This is a genomic window from Pigmentiphaga humi, from assembly GCF_900606115.1.
GTDB lineage: Bacteria > Pseudomonadota > Gammaproteobacteria > Burkholderiales > Burkholderiaceae_B > Pigmentiphaga > Pigmentiphaga humi.
This window is the reverse complement of sequence record NZ_UWPJ01000012.1, coordinates 41,021-64,518: the sequence shown is the minus strand read 5'-3', so window position 1 is coordinate 64,518 and position 23,498 is coordinate 41,021. Positions and strand designations below refer to the sequence as shown.

1 protein-coding gene is annotated in these 23,498 nt (G+C 66.0%); it reads right to left on the bottom strand.

Annotation, left to right across the window (positions count from 1 at the left end; genetic code table 11):
• Positions 1–101: 101 nt before the first annotated feature.
• Positions 102–23,408 (bottom strand): VCBS domain-containing protein, encoded by a 23,307-nt coding sequence (locus tag PIGHUM_RS06645; RefSeq protein WP_124078610.1) that lies wholly within the window; start codon positions 23,406–23,408, stop codon positions 102–104.
• Positions 23,409–23,498: the final 90 nt, after the last annotated feature.

Sequence of the window (23,498 nt, the reverse complement as noted above, 5' to 3'; positions counted from 1 at the left end):
GACAAAAGCAAAAAACAAGAGCAACGGCGCAAGCCCGCAGCGCGCCGTGGAGGCTGCGCTGCGGCCTGACTGGCGCCGGGGGCGCCGGTCAGGGCCTGCCGTCAAAGATCGGGCTGGACCCGGTTCTGCAAGAACTCGTCCAGGGCCGGGTTTTGCGGGGGCGCCGACAGGGCGTCCAGGACGGCCGGATCGCTGCCGGCCGGCGGCGCGGCGTTGAACGAGAATCCCATTACGGTCGGGTTCGGGCCATCCAGCAGATCGTCCAGCGCGAACTGGCCGCTGGTGATGCGTACTTCCACCCGTACGCCGGCGTCCACGGTATTGACGTAGACGTCGTAGCCCGGCACCGACGCCGCGCCGTCCAGTGTCCAGCTCTCTCCCGGTTTGAACGACACGTCGTCGCCGTTGTCCGCGTTGATGGTCAGTACGCGGCGCGTATCGGTCATCGTCAGCACGTCCTGTGCCGACAGGTTGCTGAGGACATGATCGAACCCGGGTCGGGTCAGATCGATGGTCTCGATGTTCTGCAGCATGTTGGACTGATCGAAATCGATGTCTTCGCCATAGCGCAGCCAGACCGTGTCATCGCCGCCCTTGCCGTTGAGAGGCAGGCCGTCGTAGAGCAGGACGTCGTTGCCCACGGTCGCGGGGACGTCGCGGATGGACAGTTCCAGCGTGCCGCTGGTAATGGCCGAGGTGTCGCCGCCGTCGCTTTCCACCGTCCATGCCTCTACCTGCACCGTAGGCGCAGCGGCGCCCGCGGCCTGCAGCAGCCCGAGGTTGTTGGCTTGCGCCTGCGTCAGGCCGGCAATCTCGTAGATGCCGGGCGCGGTTTCGGTCACCGTGATGCCCAGGGTGTTGCCAGGATCGCTGACCAGCACCTGGGCGCCGTCGTCGTTCACATAGAAGGCCGCATGCGCCCCGACTCCGGTCAGGCGCACCGTCATGCTCTCCACCGAGGAGTCGGCGGGCAGGCCGGTCAGGCTCACCGCTTCGCTGTCGGCCATCAGCGCGTTCAGGTTGAGCGCGACGATGCCGTCCTCGCGGCCGCTGGACGCCGTGGGCGTCATGCTGAGCAGTCCATCGGCCTGGGCCTGGACGACCAGGTCGAAGCTGGTGGTGTCTTCGCGCTGCTCGGAGAGCGAGGTTTCGCCGCTCAGCACGGACAGTTCGAGGCCGGAGATCGTGCCGCTCCAGTTGGCCGGGGGCAGGATGGCCACGTAATTGGGCAGCGAGCCATCGGCCTGCAGCGGCAGCACCCAGCTGTTCGTCCCGCCTTGGCTGCCGGCGTTGTCGGCCATGGCGAGCGTTGCGGACGACGCATCGTCTCCGGTGTAGACCAGGAAGCCGTTCGGCAGGTTGCGCAGCACCGCGAACGAGGCGCGCTCGGAGCCGTCGTTGTCCACCAGGCCGGTGCCGGACACGTCCAGTTCGATCATGCCTGTGGTGCTGCTGTTCGCATGCTCGATCCCGGTGACCACGCCGCCGAGGCCGATGCCTATGTCGTAGCCGTTGTTGACCAGGGCCAGGTCGATGGTGGTGCTGCCGTGGGCGGTGACCGGCTGCGGGGCGTTCTGCTCCTCGCTCTGGACCCAGCTGTTCACCGTGATCGAACCGGACCGGTACGCATCGCCCGCAGAGGGGAAATACGTCAATTGCAGGGGCAGCGTGGCGTCCGCCAGGTCGACCACATAGTACTGGCCGGCAGGCAGGCCGGGGATGGCGCCGGCCGCGACGGGTTGCAATGCCAGCGGGCCGTTGGCGTCCTCGAGCCGGCCGCCGTTCAGGTCGGTCTCGGTCAGCTGGAGGTAGAGCTTGCCTTCCATGACGGCGAAACTGCCGTCCGCGGAATTGCTCAGGTCGATGGCAATGGCGACCGGCTTGCCCTCCAGCGGAGCGTCGGGGGTAGGCGTGCCGTCCGGGTCGGCCGCGGTGCTGGTAACGGAGATCTCCGGCAAATCGGATGCCGGCACCACCGGCTGCGCCACTTGGAGCGTCTCGACGTCGTTGGCCCCCACGCTCGAGAACGTCGTCAGGCGAGCCGTGTAGGGCAGCCCGTCAGGATGGTTGTTGTCGTTCCAGTCGGCGGGCGGCTGCACGGTAATGCTGTCCATCAACGCCTGCAGTTCGGCATTGCCGCCCGTGCCGCTGGCCGTCCATACTTCCTTGCCGCCGATGTAGGTCAGGGTCATGCCGGTGACCACCGTGCCCGGGGGCAGGTCCTCCAGGACGATGGCGAAGCCGCTGCCGGCAACGCCATGATCGTCGATCTGCGCGGTCATGGCGTCGCCCAGCGTGTAGGCGCTGTCTTCGCCGGCGCTGAAGGCGGTGTTCTGCTCCCACTTCAGGATCTCGACAAAGTCGGAGTCGCCCTGGCCGGCAAAGTCCGTGCTGAGCAGGAAAGAGACCGATGCGCGTTCTTCGGCCTGCGCGCCGCTCGTGCCGGCATCCTGCGTCACGACGGTGACCTGGATGGGAGCGTCCGCGAGATCTTCGACGCGCGCGCCATGGATGGTGAAGATCACCTGTCCGGCAATGACGCCGTCGAAGCGGCTGTAAGCGGCGTCGGGAACCACGATCAGCCATTCGTTGCCGCCGATGAAGCTGGCTTCGATGGTGACGCCGCCGATTTCCAGCCCTTCCACCACGACGCCGCTGGGCACGCCTTCGACCAGGATGCGGGTGAGCTGTTCGCTGCCGTCGTAGTCCGGCTGGCCGGCCAGCGCGTCGGGCACCTTGCCGATATCGATGCCGAAATGGAAGGACGAGCCCTCGTGGGCCATGTAGCTGAAGATGCCGCCGTCCTGGCTGACGGTCCCGGACGTGCCGCCCATGCCGGTGGCGTCCAGCGAGACAGGATCGGTCACGGGCGCGACGTGCAGGCTGTGCGAGCTGTCTTTCTCCATGGTGACCGGCCCGGTCGTGCCGTCGTTGCTGTAGTCGGTGATCTCGTACTTGACCTCGAACTCCATCGCGGGCGCGGACGGTGTGTTGTGCGCCACGTTGGCCAGGGTCAGCGCGTAGATGTCGTCGATCTGCGCGCCGCTCAGCTCGTAGTAGTCTTCTCCGTCTTTGACGACGATGGCCAGGCTGGCGCTTGCCAGGTCGGGGCCGCCGTCGCCCAGGTGCAGCGAGTAGTTCGGGTTGCCGTCCACGTCCGCCACCTTGATCCACACCTTGGTCAAGGCCTCGTCGGCATCGCCATGGTTGTTCGAGATCGTGAAGGCGACCTTGCTGTAGGTGTCTTCCTGCACCTGGGACGTGATGGTCATGTCGGACTCGGGACTGGGCGTGACGACCGCCACCAGGCCGAGATCCGCGCTGGTATGCGAATCGCCGTCGTTCTCCGTGCTGATCGCGTACAGCGAGCCGGTGACCGTGCCGCTGAAGTGCTCGGGGCCGACCAGCTTGGCCGCGCCCTGCAGCTGGGACATGGTCACGACCCACTCGCGCGTCAGGCCGCTGCCGCCCATGAAGGTGGCGCCTTCGATGGCGAAGGCCGGATCCAGTCCGGTAATGCGGAAGGTCAGCGTTTCGGAGCCGTCCGTGTCGGTCAGGGCCGCATGGGTGATCAAGTCCTTGAGCGCGATGCCCTGCGTTTCGAACTGCTGCTCGGTGAAGGGCAGGTCTTCGGGGGCGATGTCCGGATCGTCCTGGCGCATGATCACGTCCGGCGCATCGGCCACGCCCTTGACCATGACGGGCAGCGTCAACGTGGTCGGCGAACCGGAGATGCTGGTGGCGCCATTGACCGTGTCGACCGTCACCACCGAGATTCCGATATCGAAGTTGTCATTGCTGTTTTCCGGCGCGCGCACCGCCAGGGATGTCAATGGGTCGAAGCCGTCGATTGTGACCGAACCCCCCGCCAGCGTCTGTTCGACCCCGCCGTAGAACAGTTTGGCCCCGGGCGGCAGACCGCTGAACGTGACGTTGAACGTCTCGTTGGGGTCGCTGCTGGTCGGCCGCACCGCCAGCGGAATGTCCTGGTCTTCCCGTCCCGGCTGCACCGTGGCGCTCACCGCGGCTTGGTCCGCTTCCGGCGCGAGGACGATGTTGCCCAGCGTGGCAGTGCCGGACGTCTGGGTGTCCGAGCCGCCCGCCGGGTCCGGATCCGTATCGACGGTCCTGGCCTGCACGTCGATGCGGAAGACGCCTGCGACGTTGTCCGGGCCGAGGAATTGCACCGTATCGAGGTACGCCATCGGAATCTCGACCGGATCGCCGTCGTAGGCCAGCGTGATCCAGCTGATGCCTCCGTCGGTGGAGTAGCGGAATTCCGCGCCGATGGCCTGTTCGCCGGACACGCCGGTCACCAGCACCGGCGTGAGCAGGGCGTAGACGGCTTCGTCGCCGTCCTGGTTGCTCCAGCCGGCCTTCAGGTCGAAGCCATCCTGGTTCAGGGCGAACCACTGGTCTTCGGTGCCCGAGACGCCCGCGCCGTAAGTGTGTCCGAGGGTCATCGTCAGATCGGGGTTGCCGTCGCCGTCGGAGTCATTGCCGACGATTTCAGCGGCGGGCGCGACCGTTATCGGGATGGTGACCGTCTTCGTGCCGGAGGCCGAGACCGTGTTGACCGCGTCGTCATGGATCGAGGCCTGCACCGTGACCTGGATGTCCGCGCTGCTGTGGGGGGGCGGCAGCAGCACGTAGTCGCGGAACGCGGCGGTGGCGCTGCCGCTGTCCAGGTCGCCGGCATCGACGGTGTAGCTGGCGACGCCGTCGCCGGTGAACAGCGGCGTGGCGCTGCCTGCGCTGGCGAACAGCTGCCAGCCGGCCGGCAAGCCCTGGATCACCAGCCCGGTCAAGGTTTCGCTGCCGTCGCTATCGCCCAGCGCGAAGTCCGCGAGGAACAGGATGGGCGTATCCTCGGTGCCGTTGATCGCCGGGCTCGTCGCGTTGTCGACGACCGCCTGCACGTCCAGGTCCAGGGTGACGCTGGCCGTCTGCTCCAAGGGCGCATTCGGTTGTCCGGGCGAGGCCGAGGGGCTGTCGCCGTCGGTGTCCTTCGCATTCAGCGTAATGGTGATGCCGTGCAGCTGTCCGCTGAAATCCCGGACGCCGCCGATGTTCAGGTCGGGCAGGCCGGAAGCGGAAGTGGCCATGCCCGGCGCCGCGACGGTCATGCTGCCGCCCGCGCCGATGGTCGTGCCGTTGAGCACGATGGCATGGCCGCTGCCGTTGGTGATCGTGAACGACCTGACCTCGCTGCCGTCGAGATCGTTGAATGTCGCCGCCAGCAGTGTCTTGAGGTTGACGGTGGCGTCTTCGTCGATGCTCACCGTGGCGGTGCTGCCCAGGGTGCCGCCGTCGGTGCTGGAGATCTGCAAGCCCACCGGATCGGTCACCGCCCGTACGTCGACGGCAACGGCCTGGGTGGAGGTCGCGCCGTCGATGTCCGCCAACGGGGTGCCGCTGCCGTCCACCTCGTAGCTGGTGACCGAGACCGTCAGGCCGATGTTGGCGCCGGAGTGCGCCGGCGGCGTGATGGTCATGGCTTCGTATTCGGCCGAGGTCATGAGCCAGGCGCCCGGATTGGCGGTGCGTACGTCGGCGAGCAGCTTGTCGTCGGCTTCCAGGTCGGTCAGGATGATGACGATGGCCCCGCCGGTCGCCGTCTGGCTCGCAGCGCCGTAGTTCAGCTGGGCGCCGTCGGGGACGCCGGTAAGCGTGATCGCGCCCAGGCGCTCGGGATAGCTGCCGCCGCCGGCCACCGTGTCGGTGAGCGAGGGCGCATGAAGGCCCAGGGCCACGGCCGTATCCTCGGGCGTGAACGGAGCAGGCGCGGCGCCGAGCTCGGGTGCGTCGGCCACCGGCGTGATAGTCAAGGTCAGCGTCGCCGTATCCGACACGCCGCCGGCGCGGCTTTCTTCGACCGTGTAGGTGATCACCGGGACGCTGCCGGCGTAGTCGGCCAGCGGCGCGAATGTATAGGCGCCGTCGAGGGCGATGCTGATCGTGCCGACTCCGGCAATGGTGGCCGTATCGCCGGGGCCGTAGGTCGCGGGATCGCCCGCGACCTGGAATTCGACCAGGCTCAGCATATCGTCCACGTCGAGGTCGTTGGCGAATACGTTGCCGGTGACCTGGCCTCCGGCCGGATCCTCGCTCAGTGTGCGCGTATCGTCGACCGCCGTCACCGGGTCGTTGGAGCCGCTTACCTGGACGGTGATGGTCTGGGTCGAGAAGGCGCCGTGCTCGTCGGTTACCCGCGCGGTGAAGGTTTCTGTCTCGGTCTGTCCGGTTTGCAGCTCCTGGGTGGCGGTGCGGGTGTTGTCCAGCGTATAGGTCCACGTTCCCGTCGCGGCATCGATCGAGATGGTGCCGTAGGTGCCGTTGGTCGATTGCATCGACCACGTCGCGGTGTGTCCGGTATCGACGTCGGTCGAGGTCAGCGTGCCGGTGGCGGCCGACGTGCCGGCGCTGCCGGCATTGGCTTCGACGACGGCGCCCTGCGCATCCTCCGCCGCCGAGGTGATCACCGGCACGTCGTTGGTGCCTTGGACCGTGATGACCAGGTTCGCGGTGGAGGAGGCGCCGTACTGGTCGGCGATCGTGTAGGTGAACGTCTCCGTGGCCGAGGTGCCCTGCGGCAGCGCCTGGGTGGCTGCGCGATTGTTGTCCAAGGTATAGGTGTACTGGCCGTTGGCGGCCAGCGTGAGGGTGCCGTAGACGGTCGTGATGGCGCTGCCCAGAGCATAGGGGCTGCCGTCGTACACCAGGCCGGTGACGTTCAGCACCGAGCCGTGATCCACGTCGGTGTCATTGGCCAGCACATTGGCCGTGACCGAGCCGGTGCCCGCCTCGGCCGTGTTGCCGCCGTTGCGCACGCCCGACTCCTTGACCGTGCCGGCGTCGGCGATTGCGACCGGCGTGTCGTTGGTGCCGTATAGGGTGATGGTGACGAGCTGGGTGTCGGTGCCGCCATGGTTGTCGTCGACCAGCACGGTGAACGTGTCCGTCATGGTCTCGCCCAGCGCCAGCGCCTGGACTGCCGGATCGGCGTTGTTCAGCACGTAGGTCCAGGTGCCCGCCGGCGTGACGGTGGCGGTTCCGTACTGCGCCTGCTGATCGGTCGGGATGCTCAGGGTATGCGTGTCGCTGGTATCGGCGTCCGCGATCTGCAGGTTGCCGCTGACCTGGTCGGTCGGACCGTCCTCCAGCAAGGTCCCGCTCGAGTCGCCGCTCAGGACGGGATCGTCGTTCGTGCCGTGAATGGTGATGGTAATGGTGCTGGTAGCGGTGCCGTCGGCCGACGTGACCGTGTAGGTCTCGACGATGGTTTCGTTCACCGCCAGGTGCTGGACCGGCGGGAGATCGTTCCGGACATTGTAAGTGTACGTTCCGTTGGCATTGACCGTCAGGATGCCCAATTGGCCGCCGCCGCCCAGCGTGGTGCCGGTGAAGGCGAGGGTGGCCGGGTCGAAAGCGGACTGGCCGGCATCCGGATCGTTGACGGTCACCGAACCGGAGGTCGACAGCAACCCCGCGGGCGTGACGCCCGCATCCTCGGTGACGGCCCCGGTGCCGTCGGTCACGGCCGGCACGTCGTTGGTGCCGGTAATGGTGATGACGATGTCGTGGGTCGAGCCGTCGATGGAGGTAACCGTGAAGGTCTCGGTCTTGGTTTCGCCGGCTTTCAGGTACTGGACGTCGGCATTGGGGACGGAGTAGGTCCAGTTGCCGTCGGCGTCGATGGTGATCGCGCCCAGCGCGCCGCCGCTGGGGATGGGCGCAACGGCAGTGTCGATGGCGGACTGTCCGGCGTCGGCATCGGTGACGATCAACCGGCCGCTGTCGGTCAGTGTCGGGTTGGCGGCATCTTCGACCACGCTGCCTGCGTCGTCGCCGGAGAATACCGGCGCATCTTCGGTGCCGGTAATGGTGATGACGATGTCGTGGGTGGTGCCGTCGATCGACGTGACGGTGAAGATCTCGGCCTTGGTTTCGCCCGCCTTCAGGTACTGGACGTCGGCGTTGGGCACCGAATAGGTCCAGTTGCCGTTGGCGTCGATGGTGATCGCGCCCAGGGCGCCGGCGCTGGGGACGGGCGCGATAGCGGTATCGATGGCCGATTGGCCGGTATCGTCATCGGTGACGATGAGGCGTCCGGTGTCAGTGAGCGTCGGGTTGGCGGCGTCTTCGATCACGCTGCCTGCGTCGTCGCCGGAGAATGCCGGCAGGTCGTTGGTGCCGGTGATGGTAACGACGATTTCCTGCTCGTCGGTGCCGCCATGGCCGTCATCGACCAGGACGGTGAAGCGTTCCTCGCGGGTTTCGCCGGCCTTGAGCGCTTGGGTCTTGGCGTTGTCCAGCGTGTAGGTCCACTGGCCGGTGGCGTCGATGGCGATGGATCCGTAGGCGCCGGTATCCGAGTCGGTGCCATTGGACTTGAACGTCCAGGTATGGGTGTCGGAGGTATCGACGTCGGTCACGGCGAGCTGGCCGGTGGCGGTCGTGACGGGATCGTCTTCGGTCAGCGCGCCGGTCGAGATGCCCGAGATGGCTGGCGCGTCATTGGTGCCGAGGATGGTAATGGTGATCGTGCTGGTGGCGGAGCCATCGGCGGAGGCGACCGTATAGGTCTCGACGATGGACTCGCCCACGGCCAGCGCCTGGACTTCAGGCAGAGCGTTGCCGACGGTGTAGGTGTAGGTGCCGTTGGCATTGACGACCAGGCTGCCCAACTGGCTGCCGCCAGCCACGGTGGAACTGGTGAAAGCGGTGGTGGCCGGGTCGAAGCTGGACTGTCCGGCATCGGTGTCGGTAATGGTGACGGCGCCGGAAGTCGAGAGCAGTCCGCCGGAGACGGCGACGTCTTCGACGATGGTGCGGGCGTCGTTGCTCACTACCGGGACATCGTTGGTGCCGGTAATGGTGATGACGATATCGTGGGTCGTTCCGTCGATCGACGTGACCGTGAAGGTTTCGATCTTGGTCTCGTCCTGGGCCAGGTACTGGACGGCGGCGTTGGACACCGAATAAGTCCAGTTGCCGTTGGTGTCGATAGTGATCGACCCTAGCGTGCCGGCGCTGGCGACGGGGGCGACGCCGATGTCGATAGCCGATTGTCCGGCATCGTCGTCGGTGACGATCAGGCGACCGCTGTCGGTCAGCGTCGGATTTGTGGCGTCTTCGGTGACAGCGCCTGTGTCCTGGCCAGTGAATACCGGCGCATCTTCGGTGCCGGTCAGGGTGACGACGACTTCCTGCTCGTCGGTGCCGCCGTGGCCGTCGTCGACCAGGACGGTGAAGCGTTCCTGGTAGGTCTCGCCAGCTTTGAGCGCTTGGGCTTTGGAGGCATCCAGGGTGTAGGTCCACTGCCCGGTGGCATCGATGACGATGTCTCCGTAGGTGCCCGCTTCCGAGTCGGTACCGTTGGACTTGAAGGTCCAGGTATGGGTGTCGGACGCATCAACGTCGGCGACGGTGAGCTGGCCGATGGCCGTATCGACAGCGTCGTCCTCGGTCAGGGCGCCGGTGGCGATGCCCGAGATGACGGGAAGGTCATTGGTGCCGAGGATGGTAATAATGATCGTGCTGGTGGCACTGCCATCGGTGGAAGCGACGGTATAGGTCTCGACGATGGACTCGCCCACGGCCAGCGCCTGCACCTCGGGCAGGGCATTGTTGACGGTGTAGGTGTACGTACCATTGGGATTGACGATGAGGGTGCCGAGCTGGCTGCCGCCGGCCACGGTGGAACTCGTGAAGGCGGTGGTGGCCGGATCGAACCCGGCCTCGCCGGCGTCGAGATCCGTGATGGTGACGGCGCCGGCCGTGGCCAGCATGCCGGTGGCGGAGACACCGACGTCCTCGGTTACGGACCCGGCATCGTCGGTGACGACGGACAGGTCGTTGGCGCCGGTGATGGTAACGACGATTTCCTGCTCATCGGTGCCGCCATGGCCGTCATCGACCAGGACGGTGAAGCGTTCTTCGCGGGTCTCGCCGGCCTTGAGTGCCTGGGTCTTGGTGTTGTCCAGGGTGTAGGTCCACTGGCCCGCGGCGTCGATCACGATATCGCCGTAGGCGCCGGTCTCGGCGCCGTTGCCGGACGTCCTGAAAGTCCAGGTGTGGGTGTCGGAGGTATCGACGTCCGCCACGGTGAGCTGGCCGGTGGCCGTGTTGACGAGGTCGTCTTCGGTCAGGGCGCCGGTGGAGACGCCCGAGATGACGGGAATGTCGTTGGTGCCGAGGATCGTGATCGTGATCGTGCTGGTGGCGGAGCCATCGGCAGAGGCGACCGTATAGGTCTCGATGATGGATTCGCCCACGGCCAGGGCCTGGACCTCGGGCAGGGCATTGCCGACGGTGTAGGTATACGTGCCGTTGGTATTGACGATCAGGGTGCCCAATTGGCTGCCGCCGGTCACGGTGGAGCCGGTGAAGGTGGTCGTGGCCGGGTCGAAGCTGGACTGACCCGCATCGGTATCGGTGATCGTGACGGCGCCGGAGGTTGAGAGCAGTCCACCGGAGACGGCCACGTCCTCGACAATGGTGCGGGCGTCGTTCGTTACCACCGGGACGTCGTTGGTGCCGGTAATGGTGATGACGATGTCGTGGGCGGTGCCGTCGATCGAGGTGACGGTGAAGGTTTCGATCTTGGTCTCGTCCTGGGTCAGGTACTGGACGGCGGCGTTGGGTACCGAGTAGGTCCAGTTGCCATTGGCATCGATGGTGATCGAACCCAGCGCGCCGGCGCTGGCGACGGGTACGACGCCGATGTCGATAGCCGATTGTCCGGCATCGGCGTCGGTGACGATAAGGCGGCCGCTGTCGACCAGCAACGGGTTGGCGGCATCCTCGACCACGCTGCCCGCGTCGTCGCCGGAAAATACCGGGGCATCTTCGGTGCCGGTGATGGTGATGACGATGTCGTGGGTGGTGCCGTCGATCGAGGTGACCGTGAAGGTCTCGACCTTGGTTTCGCCGTCTTTCAGGTACTGGACGTCGGCATTGGGGACGGAATAGGTCCAGTTTCCATCCGCGTCGATGGTGATCGCGCCCAGGGAGCCGGCGCTGGGGACGGGCGCAATGGCGGTATCGATGGCGGACTGGCCGGCGTCGGCATCGGTGACGATCAACTGGCCGCTGTCGGTCAGCGTGGGATTGGCGGCGTCTTCGACGACGGCGCCGGTATCCTGGCCGTTGAATACCGGTGCGTCTTCGGTCCCGGTGATGGTGATGACGATGTCGTGGGTGGTGCCGTCGATCGAGGTGACGGTGAAGGTCTCGACCTTGGTCTCGCCGGCCTTCAGGTACTGGACGTCGGCGTTGGGGACGGAATAGGTCCAGTTGCCATCGGCGTCGATGGTGATCGCGCCTAGCGCGCCGGCGCTGGCGACAGGAACAATGGCGGTGTCGATGGCGGACTGGCCGGCATCGGCATCGGTGACGATCAACTGGCCGTTGTCGGTCAGCGTCGGATTGGCGGCATCCTCGACCACGGCACCCGTATCCCGGCCGGTAAAGACCGGGGCATCTTCGGTCCCGGTGATGGTGACGACGATATCGTGGGTCGACCCATCGACCGAGGTGACCGTGAAGGTTTCGACCTTGGTCTCGCCGGCCTTCAGGTACTGGACGTCGGCGTTGGGGACGGAATAGGTCCAGTTGCCATCGGCGTCGATGGTGATCGCGCCCAGCGCGCCGGCGCTGGCGACGGGCACAATGCCAGTGTCGATGGCCGACTGGCCGGCATCGGCGTCGGTGACGATCAGGCGTCCGGTGTCCGTGAGCGTCGGGTTGGCAGCGTCTTCGACGACGGCGCCAGTGTCCTGGCCGGTGAAGACCGGCGCATCTTCGGTCCCGATAATGGTGATGACGACATCATGGGTCGAGCCGTCGATCGAGGTGACGGTGAAGGTTTCGACCTTGGTCTCGCCGTCTTTCAGATACTGGACGTCGGCATTGGGGACGGAGTAGGTCCAGTTGCCGTCGGCGTCGATGGTGATCGTGCCCAGCGCGCCCGGGCTGGCGACAGGAACAATGCCGGTATCGATGGCCGACTGGCCGGCGTCGGCATCGGTAACGATCAGCTGGCCGCTGTCGGTCAGCGTGGGATTGGCGGCGTCTTCGACCACGGCGCCGGCATCCTGGCCGGTGAAGACCGGCACATCCTCCGTGCCGGTGATGGTGATGACGATGTCGTGGGTCGTTCCGTCGATCGAGGTGACGGTGAAGGTCTCGACCTTGGTCTCGCCGTCTTTCAGATACTGGACGTCGGCATTGGGCACCGAGTAGGTCCAGTTGCCGTCGGTGCCGATGGTGATCGCGCCCAGCGCGCCGGCGCTGGCAATGGGCGCAATGGTGGTGTCGATGGCCGACTGGCCGGCATCGGCGTCGGTGACGATCAGGCGTCCGGTGTCCGTGAGCGTTGGGTTGGCGGCGTCTTCGACGACGGCGCCAGTGTCCTGGCCGGTGAATGCCGGTGCATCTTCGGTTCCGGTAATGGTAACGACGATTTCCTGCTCGTCGGTGCCGCCATGGCCGTCATCGACCAGGACGGTGAAGCGCTCCTCGCGGGTTTCGCCGGCTTTGAGCCCCTGGGTCTTGGCGTTGTCCAGGGTATAGGTCCACTGGCCCGTGGCATCGATCAGGATGTCGCCGTAAGCGCCTGCTTCGGCGCCGTTGCCGGACGTCTTGAAGGTCCAGGTGTGGGTATCGGACGCATCGACGTCCGCCACGGTGAGCTGGCCGGTGGCCGTGTTGACGAGGTCGTCTTCGGTCAGCGCGCCGGTCGAAACGCCCGAGATGACGGGGATGTCATTGGTGCCGAGGATGGTGATGGTGATCGTGCTGATGGCCGCGCCGTCTGCCGAGCTGACGGTATAGGTCTCGACGATGGATTCGCCCACGGCCAGGGCCTGGACCTCGGACAGGGCATTGCCGATGGTGTAGGTATACGTGCCGTCGGGATTGACGACGAGGGTGCCCAATTGGCTGCCACCGGCCACGGTGGAGCTGGTGAAGGCGGTCGTGGCCGGGTCGAACTCGGCTTCGCCGGCATCGGGATCCGTGATTGTGACGGCGCCGGAAGTCGAGAGCAATCCGCCGGAGACGGCGATGTCCTCCACGATAGTGCGGGCGTCGTTGCTCACTACCGGCACGTCATTGGTGCCGGTAATGGTGATGACGATGTCGTGGGTCGTGCCGTCGATCGAGGTGACGGTGAAAGTCTCGATTTTGGTCTCGCCCTGCGTCAGGTACTGCACGGCGGCGTTGGAAACGGAGTAGGTCCAGTTGCCGTCGGCATCGATGGTGATCGAACCCAGCGCGCCGGTGCTGGCGACGGGTGCGATGCTGATGTCGACAGCCGATTGGCCGGCATCGTCATCGGTGACGATCAACCGGCCGCTGTCGGTCAGTGTCGGGCTGGCGGCATCCTCGACCACGCTGCCCGCATCGTCGCCGGAGAATACCGGCGCGTCTTCCGTGCCGGTCAGAGTGACGACGACTTCCTGCTCGTCGGTGCCGCCATGGCCGTCGTCGACCAGGACGGTGAAGCGTTCCTGGTAGGTCTCGCCAGCCTTGAGCGCTTGGGCCTTGGCGGGGTCCAGGGTATAGGCCCACTGGCCGGTGGCATCGATGACGATGTCGCCGTAGGCGCCCGCTTCGGCACCATTGCCGGACGTCTTGAAGGTCCAGGTATGGGTGTCGGAGGTATCGAGATCCGCGACGGTGAGCTGGCCGGCGGCCGTGTCGACGAGGTCGTCTTCGGTCAGCGCGCCGGTCGAAACGCCAGAAATGACGGGAATGTCGTTGGTGCCCAGGATCGTAATGGTGATGGTGCTGGTGGCCGTGCCATCGGCGGAGGCGACGGTATAAGTCTCGACGATGGACTCGCCCACGGCCAGGGCCTGCACCTCGGACAGGGCATTGCCGACGGTGTAGGTGTACGTGCCGTCGGCATTGACCACCAGGGTACCGAGTTGCGCACCCCCGGCCACGGTGGAGCCGGTGAAGGCGGTCGTGGCCGGGTCGAATCGAGCTTCGCCGGCGTCGAGATCCGTGATGGTGACGGCGCCGGCCGTGGCCAGCATGCCGGTGGCGGAGACACCCACGTCTTCGGTTACGGACCCGGCATCGTCGGTGACGACGGGCAGGTCGTTGGTGCCGGTGATGGTAACGACGATTTCCTGCTCGTCGGTGCCGCCATGGCCGTCATCGACCAGGACGGTGAAACGTTCCTCACGGGTTTCGCCGGCCTTGAGTCCCTGGGTCTTGGTGTTGTCCAGGGTATAGGTCCACTGGCCGGTGGCGTCGATGGTGATGTCGCCGTAGGTACCGGCATCCGTATCGGTGCCATTGGACTTGAAGGTCCAGGTATGGGTGTCGGACGTATCGGCGTCGGCCACGGTGAGCTGGCCGGTGGCCGTATCGACGAGGTCGTCCTCGGTCAGGGCGCCGGTCGATACGCCCGAGATGACGGGAATGTCATTGGTGCCCAGAATCGTGATGGTGATCGTGCTGGTGGCCGTGCCATCGGCGGAGGCGACGGTATAGGTTTCGACGATGGACTCGCCTACGGCCAGTGCCTGCACCTCGGGCAGGGCGTTGCCGACGGTGTAGGTATAGGTGCCGTTGGCATTGACGACCAGGGTGCCGAGCTGGCCGCCGCCGGCCACGGTGGAGTTGGTGAAAGCGGTCGTGGCCGGGTCGAAGCTGGACTGTCCGGCATCGGTGTCGGTAATGGTGACGGCGCCGGAGGTCGAAAGTAGTCCGCCGGAGACGGCGACGTCCTCGACAATGGTGCGGGCGTCATTGCTCACTACCGGCACGTCATTGGTGCCGGTGATGGTGATGACGATGTCGTGCGTCGTTCCGTCGATCGAGGTAACGGTGAAAGTCTCGGTCTTGGTCTCGCCCTGCGTCAGGTACTGCACGGCGGCATTGGGCACCGAATAAGTCCAGTTGCCATTGGCATCGATGGTGATCGAACCCAGGGCGCCCGGGCTGGCGACGGGCGCGACGGCGGTGTCGATGGCCGACTGTCCGGCATCGGCGTCGGTGACGATCAACCGGCCGCTGTCGGCCAGCATCGGGTTGGCGGCATCTTCGACCACGCTGCCCGTGTCGTCGCCGGAAAATACCGGCGCATCTTCCGTGCCGGTAATGGTGATGACGATGTCGTGGGTGGCGCCGTCGATCGAGGTAACGGTGAAGGTCTCGACCTTGGTCTCGCCGGTCTTCAGGTATTGGACGTCGGCGTTGGGCACCGAATAGGTCCAGTTGCCGTTGGCGTCGATGATGATCGAACCCAGCGCGCCGGCGCTGGCGATGGGCGCAATGGCAGTGTCGATGGCCGACTGTCCGGCATCGGCGTCGGTGACGATCAACTGGCCGCTGTCGGTCAGCGTCGGATTGGCGGCGTCTTCGACGACGGCGCCGGCATCCTGGCCGGTGAAGACCGGCACATCTTCCGTGCCGGTGATCGTGATGACGATGTCGTGGGCGGTGCCGTCGATCGAGGTAACGGTGAAGGTCTCGGTCTTGGTCTCGCCGGCCTTCAGGTACTGAACGTCGGCGTTGGGGACGGAGTAGGTCCAGTTGCCGTTGGCATCGATGGTGATCGAACCCAGCGCGCCGGCGCTGGGTACCGGCGCAATAGCGGTGTCGATGGCGGACTGGCCGGCATCGGCATCGGTAACGATCAACTGGCCGCTGTCGGTCAGCGTCGGATCGGCGGCGTCTTCCGTCACGGCGCCCGCATCTTGACCGGTAAATACCGGGGCATCTTCCGTGCCGGTAATGGTGACGACGATGTCGTGAGTGGTGCCGTCGACCGAGGTGACCGTGAAGGTTTCGACCTTGGTCTCACCGGCCTTCAGGTACTGGACATCGGCATTGGGAACGGAGTAGGTCCAGTTGCCGCTGGCGTCGATAGTGATCGTGCCTAGCGCGCCTGCGCTGGGCACGGGCGCGACGGCGGTGTCGATGGCCGATTGTCCGGCGTCGGCATCGGTGACGATCAACCGGCCGCTGTCGGTCAGCGTCGGGTCGGCGGCGTCTTCGACGACGGCGCCGGCGTCCTGGCCGGTGAATACCGGGGCATCTTCGGTGCCGGTGATGGTGATGACGATATCGTGGGTCGTTCCGTCGATCGAGGTGACGGTGAAGGTCTCGATCTTGGTCTCGCCGGCCTTCAGGTACTGGACGTCGGCATTCGGGACGGAATAGCTCCAGTTGCCGTTGGCGTCGATGGTGATCGAACCCAGGGCGCCGGCGCTGGGGACAGGCGCGATGGCGGTGTCGATGGCCGACTGGCCGGCATCGGCATCGGTGACGATCAGCTGGCCGCTGTCGGTCAGTGTCGGATCGGCGGCGTCTTCCGTCACAGCGCCCGCATCTTGACCGGTGAATACCGGGGCATCTTCGGTCCCGGTGACTGTGATGACGATGTCGTGGGTCGTGCCGTCGATCGAGGTAACCGTGAAGGTTTCGATCTTGGTCTCGCCCGCCTTCAGATACTGAACGTCGGCATTCGGCACCGTGTAGATCCACGTGCCATCGGTGGCAATCGAGAGCGTGCCCAGGGCGCCGGCGCTGGGGGCCGGCGCGATGGTGGTGTCGATGGCCGACTGGCCGGCGTCGGCATCGGTGACGATCAGGCGTCCGGTATCGATCAAAGTCGGGTTGGCGGCATCTTCGATGACCGCGCCGGCGTCCTGACCAGTGAAGGCCGGGGCATCTTCGGTGCCGGTGAGGGTGACGACGATTTCCTGCTCGTCGGTGCCGCCATGGCCGTCATCGACCAGGACGGTGAAGCGTTCCTCGCGGGTTTCGCCGGCCTTGAGTTCCTGGGCCTTGGCAGTGTCCAGGTTGTAGGTCCACTGTCCGGTGGCATCGATGACGATGTCGCCGTAGGCGCCGGTGTCCGCATCGGTGCCGTTGGACTTGAAGGTCCAGGTGTGGGTGTCGGACGCATCGACATCGGCCACGGTGAGCTGGCCGGTGGCCGTCGTGATGGGATCGTCTTCGATCAGCGCGCCGGTCGAGACGCCCGAGATGACGGGAACGTCGTTGGTGCCCAGGATGGTGATCGTGATGGTGCTGGTGACCGTGCCATCGGCGGAGGCGACCGTATAGGTCTCGACGATGGATTCGCCCACGGCCAGGGCCTGGACTTCGGGCAAGGCATTGCCGACGGTATAGGTGTAGGTGCCGTTGGGGTTGACGACGAGGGTGCCGAGCTGCGTACCACCAGCCACGGTGGAACCGGTGAAGACCATGGTGGCCGGATCGAACTCGGCTTCGCCAGCGTCGAGATCCGTGATCGTGACGGCGCCGGAAGTCGAGAGCAGTCCGCCGGAGACGGCGACGTCTTCGACGATGGTGCGGGCATCGTTGGTCACCGCAGGCACGTCGTTGGTGCCGGTGATGGTGATGACGATGTCGTGGGTCGTTCCGTCGATCGAGGTGACGGTGAAGGTCTCGATCTTGGTTTCGCCCTGCGCCAGGTACTGGACGGCAGCGTTGGGCACCGAATAAGTCCAGTTGCCGTTGGCATCGATGGTGATCGCACCCAGCGCGCCCGGGCTGGCGACAGGAACAATGCCGGTATCGATGGCCGATTGGCCGGCATCGGCGTCGGTGACGATCAGCTGGCCGCTGTCGGTCAGCGTCGGGTTGGCGGCATCCTCGACCACGGCACCCGTATCCCGGCCGGTAAAGACCGGGGCATCTTCGGTCCCGGTAATGGTGACGACGATATCGTGGGTCGACCCATCGACCGAGGTGACCGTGAAGGTTTCGACCTTGGTCTCGCCCGCCTTCAGGTACTGGACGTCGGCGTTGGGGACGGAATAGGTCCAGTTGCCGTCGGCGTCGATGGTGATCGCGCCCAGCGCGCCGGCGCTGGCGACGGGCGCAATGGCGGTGTCGATGGCCGATTGTCCGGCATCGGCGTCGGTGACGATCAATTGGCCGCTGTCGGTGAGCGTCGGGTTGGCGGCGTCTTCGACGACGGCTCCCGTATCCTGCCCGGTAAAGACCGGTGCGTCTTCGGTCCCCGTGATGGTGATGACGATATCGTGGGCGGTGCCGTCGATCGAGGTGACGGTGAAGGTCTCGGTCTTGGTCTCGCCGGCCTTCAGGTATTGGACGTCGGCATTGGGGACGGAGTAGGTCCAGTTGCCGTCGGCGTCGATGGTGATCGAACCCAGCGCGCCGGCGCTGGGCACGGGCGCAATGGCGGTATCGATGGCCGAATGGCCGGCGTCGGCATCGGTAACGATCAACTGGCCGCTGTCGGTGAGCGTCGGATCGGCGGCGTCTTCGATCACGGCGCCGGCGTCCTGCCCGGTAAAGACCGGGACATCCTCCGTGCCGGTGATGGTGATGACGATGTCGTGGGTCGTTCCGTCGATCGAGGTAACGGTGAAGGTCTCGGTCTTGGTCTCGCCGGCCTTCAGGTACTGGACATCGGCGTTGGGGACGGAATAAGTCCAGTTGCCATCCGAGTCTATGGCCAGGGATCCCAGGGCGCCTGCGCTGGCGATGGGCGCGACGGCGGTGTCGATGGCCGATTGGCCGGCATCGGCGTCGGTGACGATCAACTGGCCGCTGTCGGTCAGCGTCGGATTGGCGGCGTCTTCGACGACGGCGCCGGCATCCTGGCCGGTGAAGACCGGCACATCTTCCGTGCCGGTGATCGTGATGACGATGTCGTGGGTGGTGCCGTCGATCGAGGCGACGGTGAAGGTCTCGGTCTTGGTCTCGCCGGCCTTCAGGTACTGAACATCGGCATTCGGGACGGAATAGCTCCAGTTGCCGTTGGCGTCGATGGTGATCGTGCCCAGCGCGCCGGCGCTGGGCACCGGCGCAATGGCGGTATCGATGGCCGACTGGCCGGCGTCGGCATCGGTGACGATTAGCTGGCCGCTGTCGGTCAGCGTCGGATCGGCGGCGTCTTCCGTCACGGCGCCCGCATCTTGACCGGTGAAGACCGGCGCATCTTCCGTGCCAGTGATCGTGATGACGATGTCGTGGGTGGACCCGTCGATCGAGGTAACGGTGAAGGTCTCGGTCTTGGTCTCGCCGGCTTTCAGATATTGGACATCGGCATTCGGGACCGAATAGGTCCAGTTGCCATCGGTGCCTATGGCCAGGGATCCCAGGGCGCCTGCGCTGGCGATGGGCGCAATGGTAGTGTCAATGGCCGATTGACCGGCATCGGCGTCGGTGACGATCAGGCGTCCGGTGTCGGTGAGCGTCGGATTGGCGGCGTCTTCGACCACGGCGCCAGCGTCCTGGCCGGTGAAGACCGGCGCATCTTCCGTGCCGGTGAGGGTGATGACGATTTCCTGCTCGTCGGTGCCGCCATGGCCGTCGTCGACCAGGACGGTGAAGCGTTCTTCGCGGGTTTCGCCGGCCTTGAGTCCCTGGGTCTTGGTGTTGTCCAGCGTGTAGGTCCACTGGCCGGTGGCGTCGATGACGACGGATCCGTAGCTGCCGGTATCCGTATCGGTGCCATTGGACTTGAAGGTCCAGGTATGGGTGTCGGAGGTATCGACGTCGGCCACGGCGAGCTGGCCGGTGGCGGTCGTGATGGGATCGTCTTCGGTCAGCGCGCCGGTCGAGACGCCCGAGATGGCAGGCGCGTCATTGGTACCGAGGATGGTAATGGTGATCGTGCTGGTGGCACTGCCATCGGCGGAGGCGACGGTATAGGTCTCGACGATGGATTCGCCCACGGCCAGGGCCTGCACTTCGGGCAAGGCATTGCCGACGGTGTAGGTATACGTGCCGTTGGGATTGACGACGAGGGTGCCCAATTGGCTGCCACCGGCCACGGTGGAACTGGTAAAAGCGGTGGTGGCCGGGTCGAAGCTGGATTGTCCGGCATCGGTGTCGGTAATGGTGACGGCGCCGGAGGTCGAGAGCAGTCCGCCGGAGACGGCGACGTCCTCGACGATGGTGCGGGCGTCGTTGGTCACCACCGGGACATCGTTGGTGCCGGTGATGGTGATGACGATGTCGTGAGTCGTTCCGTCGATCGAGGTGACGGTGAAAGTCTCGATCTTGGTCTCGCCCTGCGTCAGGTACTGCACGGCGGCATTGGGCACCGAATAAGTCCAGTTGCCATCGGCATCGATGGTGATCGAACCCAGCGCCCCGGCGCTGGGCACGGGCGCAATAGCGGTGTCGATGGCCGATTGGCCGGCATCGGCATCGGTGACGATCAACCGGCCGCTGTCGGCCAGCATCGGGTTGGCGGCATCTTCGACCACGCTGCCCGCGTCGTCGCCGGAAAATACCGGCGCATCTTCCTTGCCGGTGAGGGTAACGACGACTTCGCGCTCGTCGGTGCCGCCGTGGCCATCGTCGACCAGGACGGTGAAGCGTTCTTGGTAGGTCTCGCCGGCTTTGAGCGCTTGGGCCTTGGCGGCATCCAGGGTATAGGTCCACTGTCCGGTGGCATCGATGACGATGTCGCCGTAGGCGCCCGCTTCGGCACCGCTGCCGGATGTCTTGAAGGTCCAGGTATGGGTGTCGGAGGTATCGAGATCCGCGACGGTGAGCTGGCCGGTGGCCGTGTCGACGAGGTCGTCTTCGGTCAGGGCGCCGGTGGCGATGCCCGAGATGACGGGAATGTCGTTGGTGCCCAGGATCGTAATGGTGATGGTGCTGGTGGCCGTGCCATCGGCGGAGGCGACGGTATAGGTCTCGACGATCGATTCGCCCACGGCCAGGGCCTGCACCTCGGGCAGGGTGTTGCCCACGGTATAGGTGTAGGTGCCGTCGGGATTGACGGCCAGGCTGCCCAACTGGCTGCCGCCGGCCACGGTGGAGCCGGTGAAAGCGGTGGTGGCCGGGTCGAAGCTGGACTGTCCGGCGTCGGTATCGGTGATGGCGACGGCGCCGGAGGTCGAGAGCAACCCGCCGGAGACGGCCACGTCTTCGACGATGGTGCGGGCGTCGTTGGTCACCACCGGCACGTCGTTGGTGCCGGTGATGGTGATGACGATGTCGTGCGTCGTTCCGTCGATCGAGGTGACGGTGAAGGTCTCGACCTTGGTCTCGCCCTGGGCCAGGTACTGGACGTCGGCATTCGGGACGGAATAGGTCCAGTTGCCATCGGCGTCGATGGTGATCGTGCCCAGCGCCCCGGCACTGGCGACGGGCGCAATGCCGGTGTCGATAGCGGACTGGCCGGCATCGGCGTCGGTGACGATCAATTGGCTGCTATCGGTCAAGGTCGGGTTGGAGGCATCTTCGGTGACGGCGCCACTGTCCTGGCCAGTGAATACCGGCGCATCTTCGGCGCCGGCAAGTGTAATGACGATCTCCTGCTCGTCGGTGCCGCCATGGCCGTCGTCGACCAGGACGATGAATCGCTCCTGATAGGTTTCGCCGGCCTTGAGCGCCTGGGCCTTGGCTGGATCGAGGGTGTAGGTCCACTGGCCGGTTGCATCGACGGCGATGTTGCCATAGGCGCCGGTATCCGAGTCGGTGCCATTGGACTTGAAGGTCCACGTATGGGTGTCGGACGCATCGACGTCCGCCACGGTGAGCTGGCCGGTGGAGGTCGTGACGGGATCGTCCTCGGTCAGCGCGCCGGTCGAGACGCCCGAGATGACGGGAACGTCGTTGGTGCCCTGGATGGTGATCGTGATGGTGCTGGTGGCCGTGCCATCGGCGGAGGCGACGGTATAGGTCTCGACGATGGACTCGCCCACGGCCAGAGCCTGGACTTCGGGCAAGGCGTTGCCGACGGTGTAGGTGTAGGTGCCGTCGGCATTGACAACCAGGGTGCCGAGCTGCGCGCCACCGGCCACGGTGGAACCGGTGAAGGCGGTCGTGGCCGGGTCGAATTCGGCTTCGCCGGCATCGGGATCCGTGATGGTGACGGCGCCGGCCGTGGCCAGCATGCCCGCGACGTCGAGGTCTTCGGTCACGAAACCGGCATCGTCGGTGACCATCGGCACGTCGTTGGTGCCGGTGATGGTGATGACGATGTCGTGGGTCGTGCCGTCGACCGAGGTGACCGTGAAGGTTTCCGTCCTGGTCTCGCCGTCCTTGAGATACTGCACATCGGCATTGGGCACCGTGTAGACCCAGCTGCCATCGGCGCCTATGGTCAGGTTGCCGATCGTCCCGGCGCCCGGCACCGGCGCAATCGCCGTATCGATGGCGGACTGGCCGTTGTCGGGATCGGCGACGATGAGGCGGCCGGTGTCGGTCAGCGTCGGGGTGGAGGCATCCTCGGTTACGGCGCCGGTGTCCTGGCCGGAGAAGACCGGCGCGTCGTCGAGGCCGCCAACGGTGACCGTCAGGGTCGCGGTGGAGGTGCCGCCTTCGCCGTCGGAGATGGTGTAGGTGACGTGGGTGTCGACCGGCGGATCGCCCGCCCGCAGCGCATCGAAATCATTGCCCGGGACGAAGGTATAGCTGCCGTCGGGATGAATGACGAAAGTGCCGCCGTTCGAGCCGGCAATGGTCTGGCCGGCGGTGACGGTGTCGATGCCGTTGCCGATGTGCGTGACGGTCAGCGGATCGTTGTCCGGATCGATGTCCTGGCCGGGGCCGGTGAGCACGTTGCCCGTGGCGTTCTGGTCGGCGGTGGTGGCGGCCAGGTCGTCGGCCGCGACCGGCGGCGGGTTGTCGACGGTCCAGTCGATGGTGATGTAGGCCGTGCCGCCGCTGGGATCGCGGACCAGGATGGCGACCACGTAGTGGCCGTCCCTGGCCTGTCCGCCGGTGCTGCCCGAAGCGTCGATGGTGCCGCTGATGATGCCGGTGGACGGATCCATGCTCAGGCCGGGCGGCAGTCCCAGCGCGGTGTAGGTGAGCCGGTCTCCGTCCAGGTCGGTGAAGTAGGGCCTGACGTCTATGGGCGCGATGGTCTGGCCGTCGTCGTGCGTCTGGCTGCCCAGCGGCCCCTGGGGCGGCGTGACGGCGGAGGGCGGCGTATTGGCGCCCGAGGCGACCGGATAGCCGCCGGGATAGTGCGGCAGTTCCGGCCGGCCGTCGGCCGGCCGCGGATAGTCGAGCGCGAGCGGCACGGTGGGCTCGACGATGCGCAGCAGGCGGACGAAGCCGCTGCCGCCATCGCCGCCTTGCGAGCCGTATTCCATGCGTTCGCCGTCGTCGGTCCGGCCGGAAGGGGCGGCCAGCTTGCCGAGCAGGCGTTCGGAGTCGGGGCCGGTGGGGCGGGCGACGCGGGCATCGCCCGGATCGGCGGGCTCGAACACCTCGCCGGTGAGCGTCAGCGTGCGGTCGGCGCCGATCAGCAGCGGCGGCTGCCCCGGAATGGCCAGTTCGACGGTAGAGCCCGTGGCCGTCACGATCTGGGCCCCGGCGGGGACTTTGGCGCCGGCGGCGAGTTCGGTCAGCGAACCGTCTTCGGCCCTGAGCCAGGCTTTGCCGGTGACACGGGTGACGATAGCGTTTTGTGCGGCCATGGGGATCTATCCTGGGAAAACAATGCGGGAGTGATGCGGATGTTAGGCAGCGCCTCTGTCTGCGCCTATTGGCTGCAGCGCCAGGTGGCG

Coding starts and splice junctions, on each gene's coding strand:
- PIGHUM_RS06645 (WP_124078610.1), bottom strand. CDS start 23,408: ATGGCCGCACAAAACGCTATCGTCACCCGTGTCACCGGCAAAGCCTGG.